Annotated in this window: 19 protein-coding genes and 1 pseudogene; 12 read left to right on the forward strand and 8 right to left on the reverse strand. The window is 75.2% G+C overall.

The window, feature by feature from the left end; genetic code table 11:
* Positions 1–56: 56 nt before the first annotated feature.
* On the reverse strand, positions 57–377 hold the full coding sequence (locus ACIQVZ_RS28555; protein WP_402453755.1) for a hypothetical protein: 321 nt from the start codon (positions 375–377) through the stop codon (positions 57–59).
* Positions 378–678: 301 nt separating this feature from the next.
* Positions 679–1,152 carry a hypothetical protein gene (locus ACIQVZ_RS28560; RefSeq protein WP_402453757.1) on the reverse strand — a complete coding sequence of 158 codons (474 nt, stop codon included), beginning with the start codon at positions 1,150–1,152 and terminating at the stop codon, positions 679–681.
* A 263-nt stretch (positions 1,153–1,415) separates the two neighbouring features.
* On the opposite strand from ACIQVZ_RS28560, the gene ACIQVZ_RS28565 reads away from it, so the two are divergent.
* From ACIQVZ_RS28565 to ACIQVZ_RS28580, 4 genes are all read left to right on the forward strand, one after another.
* Positions 1,416–2,129, forward strand: a complete 714-nt coding sequence (locus ACIQVZ_RS28565; protein ID WP_402453758.1) for a molybdopterin-dependent oxidoreductase — start codon at positions 1,416–1,418, stop codon at positions 2,127–2,129.
* Positions 2,113–2,721 carry a cytochrome b/b6 domain-containing protein gene (locus ACIQVZ_RS28570; protein ID WP_402453761.1) on the forward strand — a complete coding sequence of 203 codons (609 nt, stop codon included), beginning with the start codon at positions 2,113–2,115 and terminating at the stop codon, positions 2,719–2,721. Before ACIQVZ_RS28565 ends, ACIQVZ_RS28570 begins: the two co-directional genes overlap by 17 nt.
* Before the next feature lie 345 nt (positions 2,722–3,066).
* Complete coding sequence (locus ACIQVZ_RS28575) at positions 3,067–4,530, forward strand: amidase (RefSeq protein WP_350883216.1); 1,464 nt, start codon at positions 3,067–3,069, stop codon at positions 4,528–4,530.
* Complete coding sequence (locus ACIQVZ_RS28580) at positions 4,527–5,801, forward strand: MFS transporter (RefSeq protein ID WP_350883214.1); 1,275 nt, start codon at positions 4,527–4,529, stop codon at positions 5,799–5,801. Before ACIQVZ_RS28575 ends, ACIQVZ_RS28580 begins: the two co-directional genes overlap by 4 nt.
* Before the next feature lie 132 nt (positions 5,802–5,933).
* On the opposite strand, the gene ACIQVZ_RS28585 is transcribed toward ACIQVZ_RS28580, so the two are convergent.
* From ACIQVZ_RS28585 to ACIQVZ_RS28595, 3 genes and pseudogenes are all read right to left on the reverse strand, one after another.
* A complete protein-coding gene (locus ACIQVZ_RS28585) occupies positions 5,934–6,590 on the reverse strand; it encodes an SAM-dependent methyltransferase (protein ID WP_402453765.1) in 657 nt (218 codons plus the stop codon).
* A complete protein-coding gene (locus tag ACIQVZ_RS28590) occupies positions 6,587–7,114 on the reverse strand; it encodes a DUF2064 domain-containing protein (protein WP_402453825.1) in 528 nt (175 codons plus the stop codon). The genes ACIQVZ_RS28585 and ACIQVZ_RS28590 overlap by 4 nt, the downstream gene beginning before the upstream one ends.
* Positions 7,115–7,213: 99 nt before the next feature.
* Positions 7,214–7,927 (reverse strand): annotated as a pseudogene (locus ACIQVZ_RS28595) (glycosyltransferase family 2 protein); the annotation flags it as partial.
* 254 nt (positions 7,928–8,181) lie between these two features.
* On the opposite strand from ACIQVZ_RS28595, the gene ACIQVZ_RS28600 reads away from it, so the two are divergent.
* Both ACIQVZ_RS28600 and ACIQVZ_RS28605 read left to right on the forward strand, forming a co-directional pair.
* Complete coding sequence (locus ACIQVZ_RS28600; RefSeq protein WP_402453827.1) at positions 8,182–8,964, forward strand: response regulator transcription factor; 783 nt, start codon at positions 8,182–8,184, stop codon at positions 8,962–8,964.
* Entirely contained in the window at positions 8,961–10,133 is a 1,173-nt protein-coding gene (locus tag ACIQVZ_RS28605) for a HAMP domain-containing sensor histidine kinase (protein WP_350883210.1), read from the forward strand. Before ACIQVZ_RS28600 ends, ACIQVZ_RS28605 begins: the two co-directional genes overlap by 4 nt.
* Before the next feature lie 75 nt (positions 10,134–10,208).
* On the opposite strand, the gene ACIQVZ_RS28610 is transcribed toward ACIQVZ_RS28605, so the two are convergent.
* Both ACIQVZ_RS28610 and ACIQVZ_RS28615 read right to left on the reverse strand, forming a co-directional pair.
* Positions 10,209–11,750 (reverse strand): AMP-binding protein, encoded by a 1,542-nt coding sequence (locus tag ACIQVZ_RS28610; protein ID WP_402453767.1) that lies wholly within the window; start codon positions 11,748–11,750, stop codon positions 10,209–10,211.
* Positions 11,751–11,789: 39 nt separating this feature from the next.
* On the reverse strand, positions 11,790–12,908 hold the full coding sequence (locus ACIQVZ_RS28615) for an NAD-dependent epimerase/dehydratase family protein (protein ID WP_402453770.1): 1,119 nt from the start codon (positions 12,906–12,908) through the stop codon (positions 11,790–11,792).
* Between the two features lie 244 nt (positions 12,909–13,152).
* On the opposite strand from ACIQVZ_RS28615, the gene ACIQVZ_RS28620 reads away from it, so the two are divergent.
* From ACIQVZ_RS28620 to ACIQVZ_RS28635, 4 genes are all read left to right on the forward strand, one after another.
* Complete coding sequence (locus ACIQVZ_RS28620; protein WP_402453772.1) at positions 13,153–14,787, forward strand: purple acid phosphatase family protein; 1,635 nt, start codon at positions 13,153–13,155, stop codon at positions 14,785–14,787.
* A gap of 320 nt (positions 14,788–15,107) precedes the next feature.
* On the forward strand, positions 15,108–15,575 hold the full coding sequence (locus ACIQVZ_RS28625) for a hypothetical protein (RefSeq protein ID WP_402453773.1): 468 nt from the start codon (positions 15,108–15,110) through the stop codon (positions 15,573–15,575).
* 20 nt (positions 15,576–15,595) lie between these two features.
* A complete protein-coding gene (locus ACIQVZ_RS28630; protein WP_402453775.1) occupies positions 15,596–16,012 on the forward strand; it encodes a cupredoxin domain-containing protein in 417 nt (138 codons plus the stop codon).
* A gap of 141 nt (positions 16,013–16,153) precedes the next feature.
* Positions 16,154–16,783: a hypothetical protein gene (locus ACIQVZ_RS28635; protein ID WP_402453778.1), complete on the forward strand. Its 630-nt coding sequence runs from the start codon at positions 16,154–16,156 to the stop codon at positions 16,781–16,783.
* 11 nt (positions 16,784–16,794) lie between these two features.
* On the opposite strand, the gene ACIQVZ_RS28640 is transcribed toward ACIQVZ_RS28635, so the two are convergent.
* The gene (locus ACIQVZ_RS28640) at positions 16,795–17,247 is read right to left on the reverse strand and encodes a hypothetical protein (protein ID WP_350883196.1); all 453 of its coding nucleotides are present in this window, start codon (positions 17,245–17,247) and stop codon (positions 16,795–16,797) included.
* Between the two features lie 505 nt (positions 17,248–17,752).
* Here ACIQVZ_RS28640 and ACIQVZ_RS28645 point away from each other — a divergent pair.
* Entirely contained in the window at positions 17,753–18,652 is a 900-nt protein-coding gene (locus ACIQVZ_RS28645) for an FAD binding domain-containing protein (RefSeq protein ID WP_402453780.1), read from the forward strand.
* Entirely contained in the window at positions 18,649–21,384 is a 2,736-nt protein-coding gene (locus ACIQVZ_RS28650; RefSeq protein ID WP_402453782.1) for a molybdopterin-dependent oxidoreductase, read from the forward strand. Before ACIQVZ_RS28645 ends, ACIQVZ_RS28650 begins: the two co-directional genes overlap by 4 nt.
* Positions 21,385–21,386: the final 2 nt, after the last annotated feature.

Here is a 21,386-nt window from a genome sequence, read left to right on the forward strand (position 1 = left end):
GCGGGCGGTCGGCCGGGAAATCGGGGGTGGCGGCGGGTGGAATTATCCGGCACGCCTCAGCGGCCGGCCGCGTCGAGCAGCAGTTGTGCGGCCGGCGCCGCGCCGTCGGTGCGGACCATGGTGGCCGCGGCGGTCGCCCACACCCGGGTCTCGGGGGCGAGGGCCGTCCCGAGCGCGGCCGACAGGGACTCGGTGGTCGGGGCCGGCCCGTCGAGTGCCACGCCGATGCCCGGCTCGGCCACCCGGCCGAACAGCGCCTGCTGGTCGACCTCGCCGACGACGAGGCAACCGCCCCGGTCGTCCCGCAGCCGCGCCGCGAGCCCCACCAGCGGTTCGACATCCCCGCGGGACCCGTACGTCGACAACAGCACACGCATTCTCGCGACCCCAAATTTCCGCGGATTCCGGTTCAGGTCGACGATTGTGCGGCACGACCAGGGCCTTGCCGCAAGGCCCCCCGTACGTTATAAGTTGGAAGTGGCCGGGAGTGGTTTTTCCTCCTGTGCCTTTTTTCTCGCCCGCTGCGGGCGGACTTCTTCGCTGCTGGTGAAGCGGTGTGTGCGGCGCGCGCCGCATGTGCTGCGTGTGCGGAGTGTTCGGCCCGGAATGACTGCGTGACGGCGTGACGACGCGGACGGGGCCCGACCGGAGTTCCGGTCGGGCCCCGCCGGGTGTGGGTCAGGCCTTGATGGTGAGCCAGGCGCCGAGACCGTTGCAGCCGCGGGCGTCGTAGCTGGTGCTGCGGTAGCCGGCCGGGATCGGCGAGTAGGGGCAGGTCCAGATGCCGTTGCGGACCAGTTCGTGGAACCAGGCGCCGACGCCGCTGCACCCCTGGGGGTTGTAGTTGGTCAGGACGTAGCCGGAGACGATCGGCGAGCCGGAGCAGGTCCACAGGCGGTTCTGGGCGGGTGCCTGGAACCAGGCACCATGGTTGTTGCAGCCGCTGGAGTTGAACATGGTGATGACGTAACCGTCCGGGACGGGCGTTCCGGGGCAGGTCCACCCGCCCACCGAGGCGGTTGCCGCGGGGGCGGCCGGGGTGGCGGCGGTGGCGGTTCCGGCCGCCGTGCCGGTGAGGGCGGCGGCGAGGAGGGCGACGACGGCCGCCGCTCTTCCCGCGTGGGTCCGCAGCTGACGGAGGATTCTGGTCACGGCGCACCGGTCCGATCGGTAGCCCCGGCGGTCGCGGCCGGCCGGGGAGGGGGAACAGCGGGGATGCGTGGCACCGTAGTGGCGTGGTCGGAGCCGGGGGAATACGGGGTTCGAAAGATCGTCGAACTTGACCGGAAAACGATCTCCCGCCGCTCGTCCGCTCGTCCGCTCGGCCGTGGAGCCTGCGGGCGGAGATGACGAAAGGCTGACGGACCGGTGCCGGGCCTCGCGCCGGCCGGGCTCGGGCTGGTGCAATCGGGGGCGTGGACAGAACAGGCGAAGAGGGTAGGGGAGCCCCGGTGGGGCGGCGGGTGGTGCTCGGGCTGCTCGGGCTCGGGGCCGTCGGGGTGGCGGCGGGGCCGTACCTGCAACGGGCCGAGTCGGGGTTGGCCGAACGGGACCCGAGCGGGCTGAGCGGGCTGCTGCCGGGCAACAACGGATTCCGGTACTACTCGGTGGTGTCGTCCGTCCCGGAGCGGAGCGCGGCGGACTACACGCTCAGCGTGGACGGGATGGTCGAGCGGCCCGCGACGTTCCGCCTGCCGGACCTGCGGGCGATGCCGCAGCGGCGGCTCGTGCGGGACGTGCAGTGCGTGACCGGATGGCGGGTGCCGGACACCCCGTTCGAGGGGGTGCCGCTCGCGCACCTGCTGGACGCCGCGGGCGTGCGGCCGGGGGCCGGGGCCGTCCGGTTCAGCTGCTTCGACGGCGCGTACACCGAGAGCCTGACGCTGGCGCAGGCCCGGCGGGACGACGTGCTGGTCGCGCTGCGGATGCGGGACAACCCCATCTCCCACACCCACGGCGGCCCGGTGCGGCTGTACGTCGCGCCGATGTACTTCTACAAGTCCGCCAAGTGGCTCTCCGGGATCACCGTGACCGGCTCGGTGGAGCCGGGCTACTGGGAGCAGGACGGGTACGACGTCGACGCCTGGGTCGGCCGGTCGAACGGACGTGACGATGCGCCCACCGGCTGAACTCCTGCTGCGCTTCACCCGGGCCGAGCGCTGGGTGCACCGGACGACCGCCGCGCTGACCGGCGTCTGCCTGGCCACGGCGGCCTGCCTCTACCTCGCCCCGCTCGCCGAACTGGTCGGCAACCGGCGGCTGGTGGTGACGGTGCACGTGTGGTGCGGCCTCGCGCTGCCCGTGCCGCTGCTGCTCGGCCTCGCCTCGCGGGCGCTGCGCGCGGACGCCGCCCGGCTGAGCCGCTTCACCCCGGCGGACTGGGCCTGGCTGCGCGCCGTCCGGCGCCGCGCCCCGGACCGGCCGGCGGGCAAGTTCAACGCCGGGCAGAAGCTCTACGCGCAGTGGACGCTCGGCTCGATGCTGGTGATCGTCGGCACCGGGCTGCTGATGTGGCTGCCCAGTCTCGCTCCGCCCGCCTGGAGGACCGGGGCGACCTTCGTCCACGACTGGCTGGCCGCCGCCATCGCCGTGGTGGTGGTCGGACACGTCCGGCTGGCCTGGCGGGATCCGCAGGCGCGGCTCGGGATGAGGACCGGGCTGGTGGAGCGCCAGTGGGCCGAGCGCGAGCACCCGCAGTGGCGCCCGGTGGGCCGGGAGTAGGCGGCCGGTCGGACGTCTTGTCGTGGCCCGGGGCATGTGGCAGGCTCGGCCGGGACGCCTCGAAGGGTGCCGCCGGGGCACCCCTGACCGTGGGGCCAAGAGGCGGTTGGGCGACAGCCGCACGCGTGGTGCACGACCGGCATCCTGCAAGGCTCCTTGGACCCCGGCGCCAATCTTCCTTCCTTCCTTCCTTCCTTCCCTCCCTCGCCGCCCTGTCGATCGCGGGCGGCCCTCCGGCTCCGTGGGTAGCCGACACTCAGGTTAGGTATGCCTTGCTTTCGCTCTGACCAGCACTCTAAGGTAACTCCTCAGAGGACCTGAGAACCTGAGGACTTAAGAGTGATCATGACAGAACTCCATGAACTGACCCTGGCCGAACAGGCCGCCGCGATCCGGGAACGGACCGTCTCCCCGGTCGACCTCGTCGACCACTACCTCCGAAGGATCGACCGGCTGAACGGCGCGGTCGGCGCGTACCGCACCGTCGACCACCGGGGCGCGCGACAGGCGGCCGCGGCGGCCGAGGCCCGGCTCGCCGCCGCCGAGGACACCTCGCAGCTGCCGCCGCTGCTCGGAGTGCCGATCTCGGTGAAGGACACCTGGCCGGTGGCCGGACTCCCGTTCACCGGGGGATCGGCCGTCTTCGCCGACCGGATCGCCCCCGCCGACGCCGTCGTGGTCGGTGCCCTGCGGGCCGCGGGCGCCGTCCTGCTCGGCACCACCCTGGCGGCCGAATTCGGCTGCTCCGCCTACACCGAGACGGCCCACGGCACCGCCCGCAGCCCCTACGACCTGGAGCGGGGCGCCGGCGGATCCAGCGGCGGCGCCGCCGCCTCGGTCGCGGCCTGCCTGGCCGCCGGCGCGATGGGCAGCGACGGCGGCGGCTCGATCCGGATCCCCGCCGCCGCCTGCGGGCTCGTCGGCCTCAAGCCGAGCCGCGGCCGGGTCACCCCCGCGCCGGGCACCGACGCGCTCGGCCTGGCCACCGCCGGACCGCTGGCCAGGACCGTGTTCGACACCGCCCTGCTGCTGGACGTGATGGCGCACAGCGCGCCCGGCGACAGCGGCACGCTGCCCGCCGGTCCCGCCGGAACCTTCCAGGCGGGTGCCGAGCGGGCGCCCGGGCGGCTGCGGATCGGCGTCCTGCCCGAGACGGCCGGACAGGACGGGCCGAGCCGGTTCGGCTGTCGCCGCACGGCCGACCTGCTCGCCGACCTGGGCCACCAGGTGGACGAGGCCCCGCCGTTCAGCCCGGCGGAGTACCTGGCCGCCTTCACCGTGGTGTGGGGCGTCCTGGCCGCGTCCGTACCGGTACCGCCCGGACGGGAGGGCGACCTGCTCGCGCTGACCGCCTGGCTGCGGTCCGAGGGGCGTGCCCGCAGCGCCCCGGACCTGCTCGCCGCACACGCCTCGCTCACGGCGACGGCCCGCGAACTCTCCTCCCGCTATGCAGAGTTCGACGTCATCCTGAGCCCGACCACCGACACGCTCGCGCCGCCGGTCGGCTCGCTGGTCGACCAGGACGCCCCCGAACGGACCTTCGCCAGGATGCTCGACTTCACCCCGCGCACCCCGCTGGCCAACATCACCGGGCAGCCGTCGATCAGCCTCCCCCTGCACTGGACGCCCGACGGGCTGCCGGTCGGCATCATGCTGACCGGCCGGCCGCACCAGGAGGCCACCCTGCTCGCCCTCGGCGCCCAGCTGGAGCAGGCCCTGCCGTGGCTCCACCGCACCCCGCAGCCGGTGCTCGACCTGGACGCCGCACACCTGGACGCCGCACCCCAGGTAGAGGAGGGAACCGCGTGAAGCGCGGCCAGCTGGCCTTCCTGACCGGCACCCACGTCGTCAACGACCTCTACCAGGGCGCCGTCCCGGCACTGCTGCCCTTCCTGATGTCCGAGCGGCACTACAGCTACACCGCCGTCTCGGGGATCGCGCTGGCCGCCACCGGCCTGTCCAGCGTGGTCCAGCCGCTCTTCGGCCTGCTCGTCGACCGCCGTCACCGCGGCTGGCTCGTCCCGGCCGGCTTCCTGACCGCCGCCGGGGGCCTCGGCTGCGCCGGGCTCGCCGACAGCTACCTGCTCACCTGGCTCTGCGTGGCCCTCGCCGGGATCGGCGTCGCCGCCTACCACCCGCCCGCCACCAACCAGGCCAGGGCGGCGGGCGGCCAGTCCCAGCAGGCGATGAGCCTGTTCTCCGTCGGCGGCACACTCGGCGCCTCGCTGGCGCCGGCCCTGGTGACGCTGGTGGTCGGCTCGCTCGGCCTGGCCGGCAGCTGGCTGCTCGCCGTCCCCGCGGTGGTGATGGGCGCACTGTGGGCGGCCCAGGGCCCGTGGCTGCGCCGCCGGGGCCACACCCCCGCGCCGCCGCTGGTGACGGCCGGCACGGCCGGGGGCGGGCAGCGCGACGACTGGCGGGCCTTCGGCCGGCTGGTGGTCGCCACGGTCTGCTGGTCGGTTCCCTACGTCACGGTGACCTCGATGCTCGCCCTGCACCTCCAGCGCGACCTGCACACCTCGACGGGCGCGGGGGCCGTGGCCCTCACCTCCCTCACCCTGGCCGGTGCGGCGGGCACCCTGCTCGGCGGGCGGCTGGGCGACCGGTACGGGCGGCTCCTCCCGATCCGGCTGGGCTACCTGCTGGCCGTCCCCGCCCTGGCCGGCGTGGCCTTCGCCCCCACCTTCGCGGCGGCCGAACTCGCCACCGTCGCTTTCGGGTTGGCGATGTTCCTGCCGTTCGCCGCCCAGGTGACGCTGGCCCAGGACTACCTGCCCAACCGGCCCGGCACCGCCAGCGGGCTGACCCTGGGCCTGGCGATGTCGGTGGGCGGGCTGGCCGCCCCACTGCTCGGCCGGATCGCGGACGCGTACGGGCTGCGCACCGTACTGGGATCGGTGCTCGGGGTGCTGCTGGTCGCCCTGGCCTGCGGACTGCGGCTGCGTGACCGGGTGCTGCCGACGGCCGAGTCCGGCCCGCCACCGGGCCCGGAGCCGGAGCCGTCGTCGGAGCCGGAGTCGGAGCCGTCGTCGGCGTCGGTGGGCGCGGCGGCGGAACGGGCTGGTGGGCGGGCCCGCTGAGGGGCTGCGCGGTTGCGGGGCCGCGGGGCCCGTCCTCATGGCAGCGGGACCGGGACACCGTCGTTGCCGGTAACCCGCCGTCGGGTCAGGACGGTGAGGCCGGGACCGCCGAGATCAACGGCCCTGTGCGCCTCAGTGCTTGTGCAGGGCGAGGAAGCGGCGGCCGTGCGAGGTCCAGCGCTCCGCCTCGACCAGCCCGGCGGCGGCGCGGGCCCGCCTGAGGGCGGCGGCCGTGCCGAGCCGGGCCCAGGGGAAGGCCGGTCCGAGCCGGCCGTCCGGGCCCTCGACCTGGACGGTGACCTGCTCGTCCACCTCCTCGGGCTCCACCTCGACCAGCAACAGCCCGTCCGGCGCGATGAGTTCGGCGCCCCTGTGGAGCAGGGCGTCGGGGTCGCCGCCGATGCCGAGGTTGCCGTCGGCGAGGAGCGCGGCGCCCCAGCGGCCCTCGGCGGGCAGCCGGTCGAAGACCGAGCGGCAGAGCGCCGGGCCGCCCAGTCCGACCGTGCGGGCGACGGCCGCCCTGGTCACGTCGACGCCGAGGGCCGGGACGCCGAGGGCGAGCAGCGCGGCGACCAGCCGCCCGGGGCCGCAGCCGAGGTCGAGGACGGGCGCGGCCCGGCGGGCGCAGCGCCGGAGCAGGCTGTGGTCGGCGCCGGCCGCCGGGGCGCACCAGCGTTCGATGTCCAGCCGCAGGCGGTGGCCGTCCTCGCGGCGCAGCCAGAGCGGGCCGCGCCCGGTGCGGACGGCTTCGGCGAACGGGTCGTCCACCCAGGCGGTGGCGGTCGTCAACTCGCCACCTCCGGCTCCAGGTCGACCGTTGCCAGTTGGGCGGCGAAACGGCTGCCCGGGGCCTCGGCGGCGACGCGGCGGGCGTCCTCGGCGGTGTCCACGTCGGTGAGCGGTGGGAGGTGGTGGATCGTCAAGTCGGCTTCGGTGAGGCGTTCCAGGAGTGCCGCGCCGGTCCTCGCGGTGGACATCGGCACGCCGTGCAGCAGGCGCGCGGCCAGTTCGGCGGTCGGCCGGGCCAGGCCCAGCGCCCAGAAGCCACCGTCGGCCGCCGGGCCGTACCAGGCGCCCGTGCGCGACCGCCGCGCGGCCGACAGCGGCTCGGCCAGCACGGCGGCGCTCAGCTGCGGGGTGTCCATCCCGACCAGCAGCGCCGGGGCGTGCGGGGCCACCCGGGCCGCGTGCGCGAAGGCGGCGGCCAGCCGTTCGTCCAGCCCGCCGCCGGTCTGCGCGACGACCTCCCAGCCGGGCGGCAGCCAGTCGCCCGGTTCGCCGTCCAGGACGAGCACGCGCTGCCCGGCCGGCATCGTGCCCAGGGTGTGCAGGGTGTCGGAGAGGGCGGCCGCGGCCAGGGCGGCGGCCTGTTCGGGGGTGCACGGCGGGGTGAGCCGGGTCTTCACCCGGCCGGGGGCGGGCGATTTGGCGATCACCAGCAGGGTCGGCGGGGGCGCGGCCAGCACGACCCGCATGTCGCGGATCGCCTGGCGGGTGCCGCGCAGGGTGCCGGTGACCTTGGAGCGGCCCGCGCGCGGCAGGTAGTCGACGGGCGTCTCGGTGATCCGCAGCCCGGCGGCCGAGGCGGCGAGCACCATCTCCAGCGGGTAGCCGGACCGGCGGTCGCCGAGCCCCAGGGCCAGCAGCTGTTCGCGGCGGGCGGCCCGCATCGGGCCGAGGTCGTGCAGTGGCGCGCCGGTGCGGGCGCGCAGCCGTCGGGCCAGGACGGTGTTGGCCAGGCGGGCGTGCAGCGGCCACGCCCCGGCGGTGGCCGGGCGGCGGCGGCCCAGCACCAGGTCGGCGGAGCCGGCCAGCACCGGGCCGGTGACCAGGGGGAGCTGGGCGGGATCGAGGGAGCCGTCGCAGTCCAGGAAGCAGACCAGGTCGGCGGTGGCGGCGCGCAGCCCGGCGTGGCAGGCGGCACCGAACCCGCGCCGGGGCTCCTCGACCACCGTCGCGCCGAGCGAGCGGGCGAGGTCGGCGGAGCCGTCCCGGGAGCCGTTGTCGACGACGACGGCCCGCCAGCCGTCCGGGATCCGCGCCAGCACCCAGGGCAGCGCGGCGGCCTCGTCGAGGCAGGGCAGCACGACGTCGACGGGGGAGACGGGGGAGGTGGGTGAGGTCACCCGGCCACGCTAAGTGCGGGACGGCGGGGTGCGGCGGCGGCGCAGCCTTACGGAAGTCGGACGCCCCGGCGGCTGACCCGTCCGGCGGATCCGGCCGGGCCGCATCGGGCTGGGATGGGATGGGCTGGTCCGGGCCGGGCCGGGCCGGGCGAGGTGCGGGCGGCGGATCTTACGGAACGCGAACGCGGGCCCGCTTCCGTCCGCGTCCGCCGCCGGGGCCTCCTATCCTCGGCGAGGTGAACGACACCTCGCACATCCTGGTGATCGACGACGACCCGACCGTGGCCGAGGTCGTCGCCGGCTACCTCACCCGCGCCGGGCACCACGTGGACCGGGCCGCCGACGGCGCGCTGGGCCTGGACCTCGCCGAGCGCACCCGCCCCGACCTGCTGGTGCTGGACCTGATGCTGCCCGGCCTCGACGGGCTGGAGGTGCTGCGCCGGCTGCGGGCCTCCGCCGGGGGCGCCGCGCTGCCGGTGGTGCTGCTCACCGCCAAGGGCGACGAGGCGGACCGCATCCTCGGCCTGGAGCTGGGCGCGGACGACTACGTCACCAAGCCGTTCAGCCCGCGCGAACTGGTGCTGCGGGTGCAGTCGGTGCTGCGCCGCGCCCGGGCGGGGAGCGGGGCCGCCGACGCGACGGCCGATGGGACGGGCGGCGGGCCGGCCGGCGGGGTGCTGCGCTCGGGGGACGTCACGCTCGACCCGAAGGCCCGCCGCGCCCACCGGGGCGATCGGGAACTCGCCCTCACCCTGCGGGAGTTCGACCTGCTGGCGTTCCTGCTCCGGCACCCCGGCACGGTGTTCTCCCGGCAGAGCCTGATGCGGCGGGTCTGGGGCTGGGACTTCGGCGACCTCTCCACCGTCACCGTCCACGTCCGGCGGCTGCGCGAGAAGATCGAGGACGACCCGGCCGCGCCCGCCCTGATCAGCACCGTCTGGGGCGTCGGCTACCGCTACGACCCGGCTCCCCGGGAACCGGCGCCGCACGATCCGGCCCCCCGCGACCGGGACCACCCGCAGGGCGGTGCGGCGTGAAGGACCTGCTGCTGATCGCCCTGTTCGCCGCCCTCGGCGCGGGCGGGGCCGGCCTGCTCGGCTGGGCGGCGATCCGGCTGCTGCGCCGCCGCTCCGTCGCCCTGTCCCTGTTCTGCGTGGCGGTCGTGACCGTCCTCGCGGTGACCTCCGGGACGTTCGCCGTGGCACAGGCGATGTTCCTGTCCACCCACGACCTCGGCGTGGTCATCACGGTGCTCGGCATGGCCGCCGTCGTCGCGCTGCTCACCGCCGCGCTGCTCGGCCGTCAGGTGGTGGCCGGCAGCCGGGCGCTGACCGAGGCCGTCCGGACGGTCGGCAGCGACGCCGGGTTCACCGCGCCCGACCATCCGCTCGGCGCGGAGCTCGCCGCGCTGAGCGAGGAGTTGGCCGCCACCAGCGCCCGGCTGGCGGAGTCCCGGGCGCGCGAGCAGGCCCTGGAGCACTCCCGCCGGGAGTTGGTCGCGTGGATCTCGCACGACCTGCGCACCCCGCTGGCCGGCCTGCGGGCGATGGCCGAGGCGCTGGAGGACGGCGTCGCCGAGGACCCCGACCGCTACCTGGTGCGGATCGGTACCGAGGTCGAACGGCTCACCGGCATGGTGGACGACCTGTTCGAGCTCTCCCGGATCCAGGCGGGCGCGCTCGCCCTCTCGCTCACCCGGGTCTCGGTGTACGACCTGGTGGACGACGCGCTCGCCGGGGCGTACCCGCTGGCCCGGCGGCGCGGCGTCCGGCTGGAGGGGCGGCAGGTGGCCGACGAGCCGGCGGCGGCCGAGCCGGTCGAGGTGGACAGCGGGGAGATCACCCGGGTGCTCGGCAACCTGCTGGTCAACGCGATCCGCTCGACCCCCGCGGACGGCGTGGTGGCCGTCGCCGCCCGGCGGGAGGCCGACGAGGTGGTGCTGTCGGTGACCGACGGCTGCGGCGGCATCCCGGAACAGGACCTGCCCCGGGTGTTCGAGACGGGCTGGCGCGGCGGCTCCGCCCGCACGCCCCGCCGCGACGACGGCCGGGCCGCCGGCGAGCCCGGCGAGAGCGGTGCCGGGCTCGGGCTCGCCATCGTGCGCGGCATCGTCGAGGCGCACGCCGGGCGCGCGGAGGTGCGCAACGTCGCCGGGGGCTGCTGCTTCGAGATCGCCCTGCCCGCGCCGCGCGCCCGGCGGGAATGACGAGACAGGTCCCGGGGGTCCGCCTTTCGAGCGCGCGGCCTGCTCGGCCCGCTGTTCCTGCTCGGCCTGCTCGGTCTACTCGGCCACGGCCTCGCGCAGCCGCTTCTTGTCCGGCTTGCCGACCGACGTCAGCGGGATCTCGTCCACGAGGTGCAGGGCCTCCGGCGCGTAGATCCGCCCCTTGCGGGCAGTGACGAACGCCTGGACCTCCGCCAATTCGGGCTGCTGCCCGGGAGCGGGAACGACGGCGACGTGGACGTGCTCCGCCTCCTGCGCGTCGCGCACGCCGAAGACCGCGCAGCGGGCGATCGCCGGGTGGGTGAGCAGGAGATCCTCGACCTCGGACGGGTAGACGTGCCCGCCGACCACGATGATCAGGTCCTTGACCCGGTCTGCCAGGTAGAGGTTGCCGTCCGCGTCGAAGTAGCCGACGTCGCCGGTGTTCAGCCAGCCGTCGCGCAGCACCTCGGCGGTCAGGTCGGGCAGCTTCCAGTACCCGGCCATGAGTCCGGCCGATCGGACGTGGACCTCGCCCTGCTCTCCGGTCGGCAGCGCGGTGCCGTCCTCGGCGCGGACCTCCACGTCGACGCCGGGGATGGGCCGGCCGACCGAGACCTGGCCGCCCTGCGCGATCCGGTCGTGCGCCTCCGGGGTGAGGAAGGAGATCAGCTGCGCCTCGGACATCCCGTAGACGCCCACCAGGACCGGCCCGAACACCTTGAGTGCCTCGCGGATCCGGGTCGGCGAGGCGGCGCAGCCCCCGTACATGATCTGCCGCAGGCTGGACAGGTCGGTGCGGCCGATCGCCGGGTGGTCGAGCAGCTGGTAGAGCAGCGGCGGCAGCACCCAGAGGCTGGTGATGCGCTCGCGCTCGACGGCGGCCAGGACCTCGCCGGGATCGAAGGTGCGCTGGAGGACCACCGTGCCGCCGTGGTGGAGCGTCAGGTCGGAGAAGATCCCGGCGAGGTGGGCGAGCGAGGTGGCGGCGAGGAAGCGGGGCGCCTCGTCGGCCGTGCCGCCGGAGCCGAACGAGGTGTCGAAGACGCCGCGGTAGGGGCCGTGCAGGCTGAGGATGCCCTTGGGGACCCCGGTGGTGCCGCCGGTGTGGCGGATGCCGAGGTCGTCGTCCGGGCCGATCCGGACGGCGGGCGGCTCGGTGGGGCGGTTCGCGGCGGCGGCGATCACGTCCTCGCCGATCGCGTCCGGTCCGGGGCCGAGGCGGAGCACCGTCGGCACGTCGATCAGGGGCAGCAACTCGGCGGCCGCCGGGTACCGTTCGGCGTCCACGAGGAGGACGGCGGTGTCGACGCTCGCCGCGATCTCGGCCAGGACGGGGGTGCTCATGCCGTCGTAGAGGTTCACCACCCGCGCACCCGCGAGGCCCGCCGCGTAGCGGGCGCTCAATGCCTCGGCGGTGTTGCCGGTGAGCAGGGTGACGGTGTCCCCGCGGGTGACGCCCCGGGCGATGAGCTCGTGGGCGAGGCGGTAGGTGGCCGTGGCGAAGTCGCCGGCGGTGATCTCGACGCCGTCGGCGGTGACGATGGCCCGCCGGCCCGGGTCGGCGGAGAGGGACCGGAGGATCAAGGCGGGTGCGCTCACGAATTCCTGGTCGTTCATGGCCACTTCTTCCTTGTAGTTTGCAACCATGTTGCAAGGCTAGCTCCATCCTCCGCTCTTCACCGGCGAGTTCCGGCCGACATCGGACGGGCCGTCAGCTGTGGCGTCGGGCCGCGGCGCCGCCGCGAACTCGGCCATCCCGGCGTGGAACGGCACTTGCGGGCGCCAGCCGAGTTCGGCGCGCAGCCGGGAGGAGTCGGCGGTGATGTGCCGGACGTCGCCCAGGCGGTACTCGCCGGTCACCAGTGGCGCCGGGCCGCCGTGTGCCGCCGCCAGCGCCCCGGCCAGCTCGCCGATCGTGCGGACCTCGCCGCTGCCCACGTTGTAGGCGCGGGAGCTGCCCGGCGCGCGGGCGGCCAGGGCCTCCAGTGCGGCGAGGTTGGCCGCGGCGACGTCCTCGACGTGGACGAAGTCCCGGCGCTGGCCGCCGTCCTCGAACACCCGGGGGGCCTCGCCCCGGGCCAGCGCCGAGCGGAACAGCGAGGCGACCCCCGCGTACGGGGTGTCGCGCGGCATGTCCGGGCCGTACACGTTGTGGTAGCGGAGCGTCAGGACGGCGCCCTGGCAGGTCCGGGCCCACACGGAGGCAAGGTGCTCCTGGGCGAGCTTGGTGGCCGCGTACACGCTGCGCGGGTCGGCCGGGGCGTCCTCGCCGACCAGGCCGGGGCTCAGGGCGCGGCCGCAGGCCGGGCAGGGCGGCTCGAAGCGCCCGGCCTCCAGGTCGGCCGGGCGGCGCGGGCCCGGGGCGACGTCGCCGTGCGCGGGGCAGCGGTAGCGGCCCTCCCCGTACACCACCATCGAGCCGGCCAGGACGAGGCGGCGGACGCCGTCGCGGGCCATCGCGGCGAGCAGGACGGCCGTGCCGAGGTCGTTGCAGCCCGCGTAGGCGGGGGCGTCGTCGAGGTCCAGCCCGAGGCCGACCATCGCCGCCTGGTGGCAGACCGCGTCCACCCCGGCCAGCGCCCGCCGCACGGCGGCGGCGTCCCGGACGTCCCCCTGCTCGAAGGCCACGCCCCCGGGCAGTTCGGGGGCCCGCCCCGAGCGGTGGACGGCGGGCAGCAGCGCGTCCAGCACCCGTACCCCGTGCCCGGCCGCGACCAGTGCGCGGACCACGGCCGACCCGATGAACCCGGCTCCGCCGGTGACCAGAATCTCCATGCCGCCGACGCTAGCCGCGCGGTGCGGCGGATCGGGCGTGGACGGACCGGCCGTCAGAGACCGGTAATCCTTCCGGCGTAACAGGCGTAACAGGCGTGACAGGCGTGACGGGCGTGACGGAGGATCGCCGACCGATCCGATCCGGCGTTCAACTGGCGTTCGCCGGAGGAACCTTCGCCGGTGGCCCGGGCGCCCGGTCCGACTGGGACCCTCCTGGGCGTTTCCCGGAGCCTTGGAGGCGGCAGTGTCACATCCCTCGCGCAGAACGGTCCTTCGGACGGGTACCGCGGCAGGTGCGCTGGCCGCGCTGCCCGCGTCCACCCTCCTCTGGACGCAGCCGGCCCTGGCGGGCACCCCCGGACCGGAACAGATCCACCTCCAGTGGGGCAACGAGCCGTCCCGCGAGATGACCGTCTCCTGGGCGACGGCCGCCACCGTGCGCCGCCCCCGGGTGCGGATCGGCACCCCGCGCGGCGGCGCCGGCCACACGGTGGACGCCGAGACCCGCACCTACGTCGACGGGCTCAACAAGGTCGAGACGTACACCCACCACGTCCGCCTGGACGGCCTGCGGCCCGACACCACGTACGTCTACGAGGTGCTGCACGACGGCTCCGGCCCGGTGCGCGGCACCTTCCGCACCGCGCCCGCGCGCGGCCGGGCCGCGTTCCGCTTCACCAGCTTCGGCGATCTCGGCACCGGCGACAACGCGTTCAGCAAGTCCTCGATCCACGGCGCCGCCGCCGTCCGCCAGGTCGAGCAGTTCGCGCCGCTGTTCCACCTGCTCAACGGCGACCTCGCGTACGCCAACAACAACCCGCAGCGCCAGCCGCAGTGCTGGAACGCGTTCATGAACAACCTCGCCAAGTCGGCCGCCAGCCGGCCCTGGATGCCCGCGCCCGGCAACCACGAGGTCGAGGCCGGCGGCGGGGACCTCGGCTACGCCTCCTACCTGACCCGCTTCGAACTGCCCGACAACGGCACCCGCGACTACTGCGGCAACTGGTACGGCTTCCAGGTCGGTTCGGTGCTGTTCGTGAGCCTCGACGGCAACGAGATCGCCGTCGAGGACGACGCCAGCCTCGACCCGGCCACCGGCGAGTCCATCTACCTCAGCGACTACAGCGAGGGCGCCCAACTCCGCTGGCTGGAACGCACCCTGGCACGCGCCCGGCGCGGCCGCGCGGTGGACTGGGTCGTCGTCAACCTGCACCAGTTCGCGATGTCCTCCTCGGCCGCCAGCCACGGCGGTGACATGGGCATCCGCGAGAAGCTGCTGCCGCTGCTCGACCGCTACGGCGTCGACCTCGTCCTGGCCGGGCACGACCACGACTACGAGCGCACCCACCCCGTCCGCGGCACCGAGCCGGGCGGCCTGCTCACCCCGGCCGTCGCCGACGACGACCTGCGCCGGATCGACACCTCGCAGGGCACCGTCCACCTGATCCTCGGCGGCGGCGGCACCGCCGGCCACGACGACGTCTACCTGCCCGCGGACGCGGACGGCGTCCGCCAGGCCTCCGTGCGCACCCAGCGGCTCACCTTCAAGGCCGACCCGGACGCGAAGGAGAAGGCCCACTGGTCCGCGGTCACCGACCCGGACACCGCCTTCCCGTACGGCGTCGCGGTCTTCGACGTCGACCCCGGGGCGCTGCCGGGTGGCCGCACCACCATCACCGTCAGCTACTACCACTCGCCGCCCGCCACCGCCGCGAACCCGTTCCCGACGCCGGTGCTCTTCGACCGCTTCACCCTGTACCGCGACCGCAGCGACGGCTGGGGCGACCGGGACCGGAACGACGACCGGTACGGCGGCCGGAACGGCGACCAGGGCGAGGACGAGAACACCGGCTCCGGGGTCGGCGCCGGGCGCCGGTGACGCCTCGCGTCTTCGAGGGGCCCGTCGCGCGTACCGCGCGGCGGGCCCCTCGTCCGTTCAGGCGGCGCCGGGGAGGGCGGCCGGGCGGGCGCTGGTCCATGCGGGGTGGCTGGTGACGGAGGGTCGTCGTGGCGGAGCGGTCCGGTGGTGACGGTCGGTCGGGCGGCGGGTTGGGCCGTTGGTGACGGCGGCCGCCGCCGTGGCTGGGCTGTCCGTGCGACGGGTGCCCGCGCCGACGCGCGGGCCACTGGCGGGGCGGTTAGCGTCGGCCGCAACACGGTTTCAGCTATGGGAGGTTGGCAGTGCAGCGGTGGATCATTGTGACGGCCCTCACCACGGCCCTCGGCGGGCTCACGGCACCCGCCCTGGCCGCCGACCCGGCGCCGGCCGCCGCTTCGGTGGCCGCCCCGGCCCGGGTGCGGGACGGGGACTCGGCCCCCACGGGCGTCACTCTCGGTGAGGCCTGGATCGACCCGAAGGTCCCCGGCCGGGTCCGGGTCGACGTCGAGTACGTCTGCGGGGTCGCGGAGGAGGCCCGCTCGCTCACCGTCTCGGTCGAGCAGCGGGACCCGGAGGACACCTCCTCGATGGCCTTCGGCTCCAGCCGGACGGCCGAGGCGGACGTGATCTGCGACGGGACGGCGCGGCAGCGGCAGCTCGTCGTCCAGTCCAAGACGGTCAACTGGATCCCGGGCGCGGACGCCGTCCTGATCGCCACGGTCTCCGACCTCGGCGCCACCCCGCCCGCGTCCTCGGACGCCCGGCGGGTCCCGCTCTTCGGGTCCTGATGCGGTCGCGGGCCCGGGCCGTGGCCGCCGTGCTCCTCGGCGCCGCCCTCGCCGCCTGCTCCGTCCGCGTGGGCGGCCCGGATTCGGGCCCGGACTCGGGATCGACCTCGGGCCCGGGGCCGACCGGGTCCGTTTCGGCGACTCCGCCCGCCCCGGCCGCCTCGCCGTCCCCGGCCACCGCTCCCGCCCCGGGGGCGGTGGTCATCAGGGACTTCGTGTTCGAGCCGGCCGACTTCACCGTCCGCCCTGGAGCCGTCGTCACGGTCCGCAACGCCGACACCGTCGAGCACACCCTCACCGCCCAGGACCGCGGGTTCGACACCGGCGTCATCGCCCCGGGCGCGTCCGCGACCTTCACCGCGCCGGCCCGGCAGGGGGCCTCCTCGTACCTGTGCAGCCTGCACCACTTCATGCGGGGGATCCTGACGGTGTCCTGAGCCGGCCGGTCCGCGGGCCGCGCGGGTGCCGGGTGCGGCCGCTCCTGAATCGCAAGCCCACAGGTGAACGGGGCTGCTGCTATCCGCCGCCATGTTCTACAGTTCTGTAGAACTAGGAGAAACAGCGAACGGGGGCACGGCATGGACAGGCCGCTTCGACTGCCGCAGCAGGATCGGGCCGACTTCGAGACGGAACTGGGGAGGGCGCTGGCCGGGTCGCAGGTGCGGGCGGCCCTGCGGGCGGTGGGGGACGAGGGGCCGGGGGTGGAGCGGTTGCGCCGGAGCGCCCGCGAGAACGCGGAGTTCGTGCTGGCGGCGGCGGCGCCCGAGTACGAGCGGTACGCGGCGCTGCGGGCGGACCAGGACGCGGTCGCGCGGCTGCCGGTGGACGAGCCGGGGCGCCAGCGGGTGTCCGGGTGGTGGGGGGTGCTGGGGGTGATCGCGCCGATCGTCGCCGGGGTGGCCGCCGCGATCTTCCTGCTGCTCGGGTACGCGCTGGGGCTGGCGGACGACGGCGAGGTGCTCGGGCGCGCGCTGGTCGGCGCCGGGTGGGTGGCGGCCGGGGTGGCCGCGGTGAGCCTGCTGGTGGGCGGGCTGGGGCTGCTGGGCGCGGCCTCGCGGCCGAGGGTGGTGGACCCCGGCGGGGAGGTCGGCGTCCTGGGGGAGCTGGGGCTGGCGCGGGACGCCTGGCGGTCGGCGCTGGCGGAGCGCGGCCTGGTGCCGTTCCTGCTGGCGCAGGCGGGCGCGGGGGCGCCCGGCCGGCGCCGCTGACGCCCGCCGGATCAGTCGTGGCGGGTGCGGGCGGCGTCGACGAGGAGGTGGGCGGCGTCGAGCGGGATGCCGAGTCGGCGGGCGATCCACGGGGCCGGTCGGCCGGCCCGGGCGAGCATCCAGGCGGAGTACAACTGGCCCAGCTGCGGGGCCTGGTGGGCGAGGAGGAGCGGGCGTACGGCGTCCATCGGGAAGTCCTCGAGGGCGCGGGCGCTGTACTCGCGGCCGTTGGGGCCGGGCGGGGGTAACGGGAGCGGGCGGCGGGTGTCGAGCCAGCGCCCGAGCAGCACCGCGCCGACCGCCAGGAGGCCGGAGCCGGAGGCGCCGATCAGGATGGCGTTGATGACCGGGCGGTCCTCCTCCTCGGCCATGCCGAGGGCGAGTTCCTCGGCGACGAGGAGGGCGAGGACGGTGAGCAGCACCGCTGCTTCGGCGGGGCGCGGGTAGGGCCGGGACGTCGTCATGGGATACCTCTCCTCGGCGGGGGAGACCGGGGCGGGTGAAGGGGTCGCGGACGGCGGTGGCGGCAGGGCCGACGTGGGTGACTTGACGTCGGGAAGGCCTGACGTAGCGTCAGAAAGGCTGGGTGACGGGTGTGTTCACCGTCTCGGCCGTGCTCACCGTCTGCCGGAGGCGGACCGGGGCATGTGGGGGTGGGGGCGGGTGGTGCGGCCCGCACTGCTGCTGTCCATGCGTCTCGCCTCCTTCCGGTCGGGCGCGCCATGCTGGTGCGTTCGTCGACGGGGCAAGGGGGGGTCATCCTCGGACTTCGGGACAGCATAGCCCGGCCCTCACGCCAACTTCGACACCCTTGTCGAAGTTGGCGCGGGTGGGGGAGCCCCGCGGTTGGACGATCGACCAGGTGGGGCCGGGTGCGGCTGGTGTGCGGGCCCACTCGTGCCCGACCGGTCGCCGCGGCTTCAATCGCCGTACCGAAGGAACGGGACCGGCCGGGGGCGATGGAGCGACATGGATCTGAACACGGTGGCCGAGCTGTGCGACGCCCGCCGGGGCGGCACCTGGCGGCCCGGGGACGCCTGGCTCGGCGGCGGGACGTACCTGTTCTCCGAACCGCAGCCGCACATCCGCCGGCTGATCGACCTCGGCCGGATGGGCTGGGAACCGCTCACCCCGACCCCGGACGGCGGCCTGGAGATCGCCGCGACCTGCACGGTCGCCCAGCTCTCCCGCCACCCCAAACCCGCGGCCTGGGCGGCGGCGCCGCTGTTCGAGCAGTGCTGCCGGGCGTTCCTGGCCTCCTGGAAGATCTGGAACATGGCCACCGTCGGCGGCAACCTGTGCAACGGCCTGCCCGCCGGCCCGATGATCTCGCTGACCGCCGCCCTGGACGGGGTCTGCCTGCTGCGGGCCCCGTCGGGGGAGCAACGCCGCGTCCCGGTGGCGGAGTTCGTCACCGGCGCCGGCGTCAAGGACCTGCGGCCGGGTGAGCTGCTGCGCTCGATCACCCTGCCGGGCCGGGCGCTGGCGGCCCGGACGGCGTTCCGCCAGGCCTCGCTGTACGGGCTGGGCCGCTCCGGCGCGCTGCTGATCGGCACCCTCGATCCGGTGGACGGTTCGCTGACCATCACGGTGACCGCCGCCACCGTCCGCCCGATCCGGCTCTGGTTCCCGCCGGGGCCGAACGCGGCCGCCGTCGAGGAGGCGGTCCGAGGCGGCATCCGGCCCGAGGAGTACGTCGACGACATCCACGGACTGCCCGCCTGGCGGCGGCACCTGACCTTCCGGTTCGCCGAGCAGATCCGCCGCGAACTGGACCCCGCCCGCCCGGCCCCGCCGGGCACGGCCGGACCGGACCTGGCCGGCCCGGACTCGGCTGGACCGGACCTGGCCGAGGAGGCCGCCGCATGAGCTTCTCGATCCGCGTCAACGAACGGGACTTCGACACCGAGCCCCGCCCGGGCCAGTGCCTGCGCACCTACCTGCGCGAGCGCGGCTGGTTCGGGGTGAAGAAGGGCTGCGACGCCGGCGACTGCGGCGCCTGCACCGTGCAGGTGGACGGCACCCCGGTGCACAGCTGCCTCTACCCGGCGGCACGCGCCGAGGGGCGGTGCGTCACCACGGTGGAGGGCCTGGCCAAGGACGGCGAACTGCACCCGATGCAGCAGCGGTTCCTGGACGCCCAGGGCTTCCAGTGCGGCTTCTGCACGGCCGGCTTCCTGATGACCGCCAGTGCCCTCGACGAGGAGCAACTCGCCGACCTCCCCAGGTCGTTGAAGGGCAACCTGTGCCGCTGCACCGGCTACCGGGCGATCGAGGACGCGATCCGCGGCGTCCGGCACACCGAGGAGCCCGAGGCCGGCCGCGCCGTCGGCCGCAGCCTCGGCGCGCCCGCCGGGCCGCAGGTCGTCACCGGAACCGCCCGGTACACCTTCGACGTGGAGGTGCCGGGGCTGCTGCACCTGAAGCTGCTGCGCTCCCCGCACCCGCACGCCCGGATCGTCGCCATCGACACCGCGGCCGCTCTGCGGGTGCCCGGCGTGCACGCGGTGTTCACCCACCACGACGCGCCCGAGCGGCTGTACTCCTCGGCCCGGCACGAGCACCCGACCGAGGACCCGGACGACACCCGGCTGCTGGACGACGTGGTCCGCTTCGTCGGCCAGCGGGTCGCCGCGGTGGTCGCCGACAGCGAGGCCGCCGCCGAGGAGGGTTGCCGCCGGATCGCCGTCGAGTACGAGCAACTCCCGTACGTGCTGGACCCGGAGGAGGCGATGGCGCCCGGCGCGCCGGTGCTGCACGCCAAGGGGCCGCAGGCCCGGATCGCCCGGCCGGAGAACAACGTGTGCGGCGAGGTGCACGGCGAGATCGGCAGCGTGGAGCAGGGCTTCGCCGAGGCCGACGCGGTCTACCAGGAGACCTTCCGCACCCAGCGGGTGCAGCACGCCAGCCTGGAGACGCACGGCTGCGTGGTCTCCTTCGAGGAGCGGGAGGACGGTGTCGGCGAGCGGCTGGTGGTGCGCTCCAGCACCCAGGTGCCGTTCCTCACCCGGCGCGCGCTCTGCGCCCTGTTCGACCTGCCGGAGGAGGACGTCCGGGTGGTGGCGGGCCGGGTCGGCGGCGGCTTCGGTGGCAAGCAGGAGATGCTGACCGAGGACATCGCGGTGCTGGCGGCGCTGCGGCTGCGCCGGCCGGTGAAGCTGGAGTTCACCCGGGCCGAGCAGTTCTACGGCGCCACCACCCGGCACCCGTTCACGATCACCGTCAAGGCGGGCGCGAAGGCGGACGGCACGCTCACGGCGCTGAGCTTCCGGGTGGTGTCCGACACCGGCGCGTACGGCAACCACGGCCCGGCGGTGATGTTCCACAGCGTCGGCGAGTCGATGGGCGTCTACCGGGTGCCGCACAAGAAGGTCGAGGCGTACTCGGTGTACACCAACTGCGTGCCGGCCGGCGCCTTCCGGGGCTACGGGCTCGGGCAGGTGACCTTCGCGGTGGAGTCGGCGATGGACGAACTGGCCCGTCGGCTGGGCATCGACCCGCTGGAGTTCCGGGAGCGCAACGTCATCGGCCCCGGCGAGCACCTGCTCAGCCCCGGCGGCGAGGAGGAGGACCTGCACATCGCCAGCTACGGCCTCGACCAGTGCCTGCAAGTCGTCCGTGACGCGCTCGCGAACGACCGCAGCGCGGCGGACGCCCCCGAGGGCTGGCTGGTCGGGCAGGGCTTCGCGATGGCGATGATCGCCACCGGCCCGCCCGGCGGGCACTTCGCCGACGCCGCCGTCGCCCTGCTGGAGGACGGCAGCTACGACGTCGCCGTCGGGACGGCCGAGTTCGGCAACGGCACGACCACCGTGCACCAGCAGATCACCGCGGGCGCGCTCGGCACCACCGTCGACCGGATCGCGATCCGGCAGTCCGACACCGACGTCGTCCGGCACGACACCGGCGCCTTCGGCTCGGCCGGGACGGTGGTCGCGGGCAAGGCGGTGATGCGGGCGGCGAACGCGCTCGCCGAACGGCTGACCGACTTCGCCGCCGAGTACGCGCGGACCCCGCGCAGCCTGGTCCGGCTCGGCGCCGAGGCCGTCGACTGCGACGGGCGCGGCATCCCGCTGAAGGAACTGCACGCGGCGGCGCGCGAACGCGGCGTCGACCTCGTCGGCACCGGGCACTGGGGCGGCTCGCCGCGCTCGGTGGCGTTCAACTCGCAGTGGTTCCGCCTGGCCGTCGACCCGGACACCGGGGAGATCCGGATCCTGCGCAGCGTGCACGGCGCCGACGCCGGGCGGGTGATGAACCCGATGCAGTGCCGCGGGCAGGTCGAGGGCGGGGTCGCCCAGGCGCTCGGCGCGACGCTGTTCGAACGGGTGCTGCTGGACGACCGGGGCGAGGTCACCACGGCCGCCTTCCGCCGCTACCGCCTGCCCGCGTACGCCGACGTGCCGCGCACCGAGGTGCACTTCTCGACCACCTCGGACGCGATCGGCCCGCTCGGCGCCAAGTCGATGAGCGAGAGCCCGTTCAACCCGGTCGCCCCCGCCTTCGCCAACGCCCTGCGCGACGCCACCGGCATCCGCTTCACCGACCCGCCGTTCCTGCGCGACCAGGTCTGGCAGGCGCTCGCCGACCGGCGGGAGTGACG

The organism is Kitasatospora sp. NPDC098663, from assembly GCF_044760075.1.
GTDB lineage: Bacteria > Actinomycetota > Actinomycetes > Streptomycetales > Streptomycetaceae > Kitasatospora.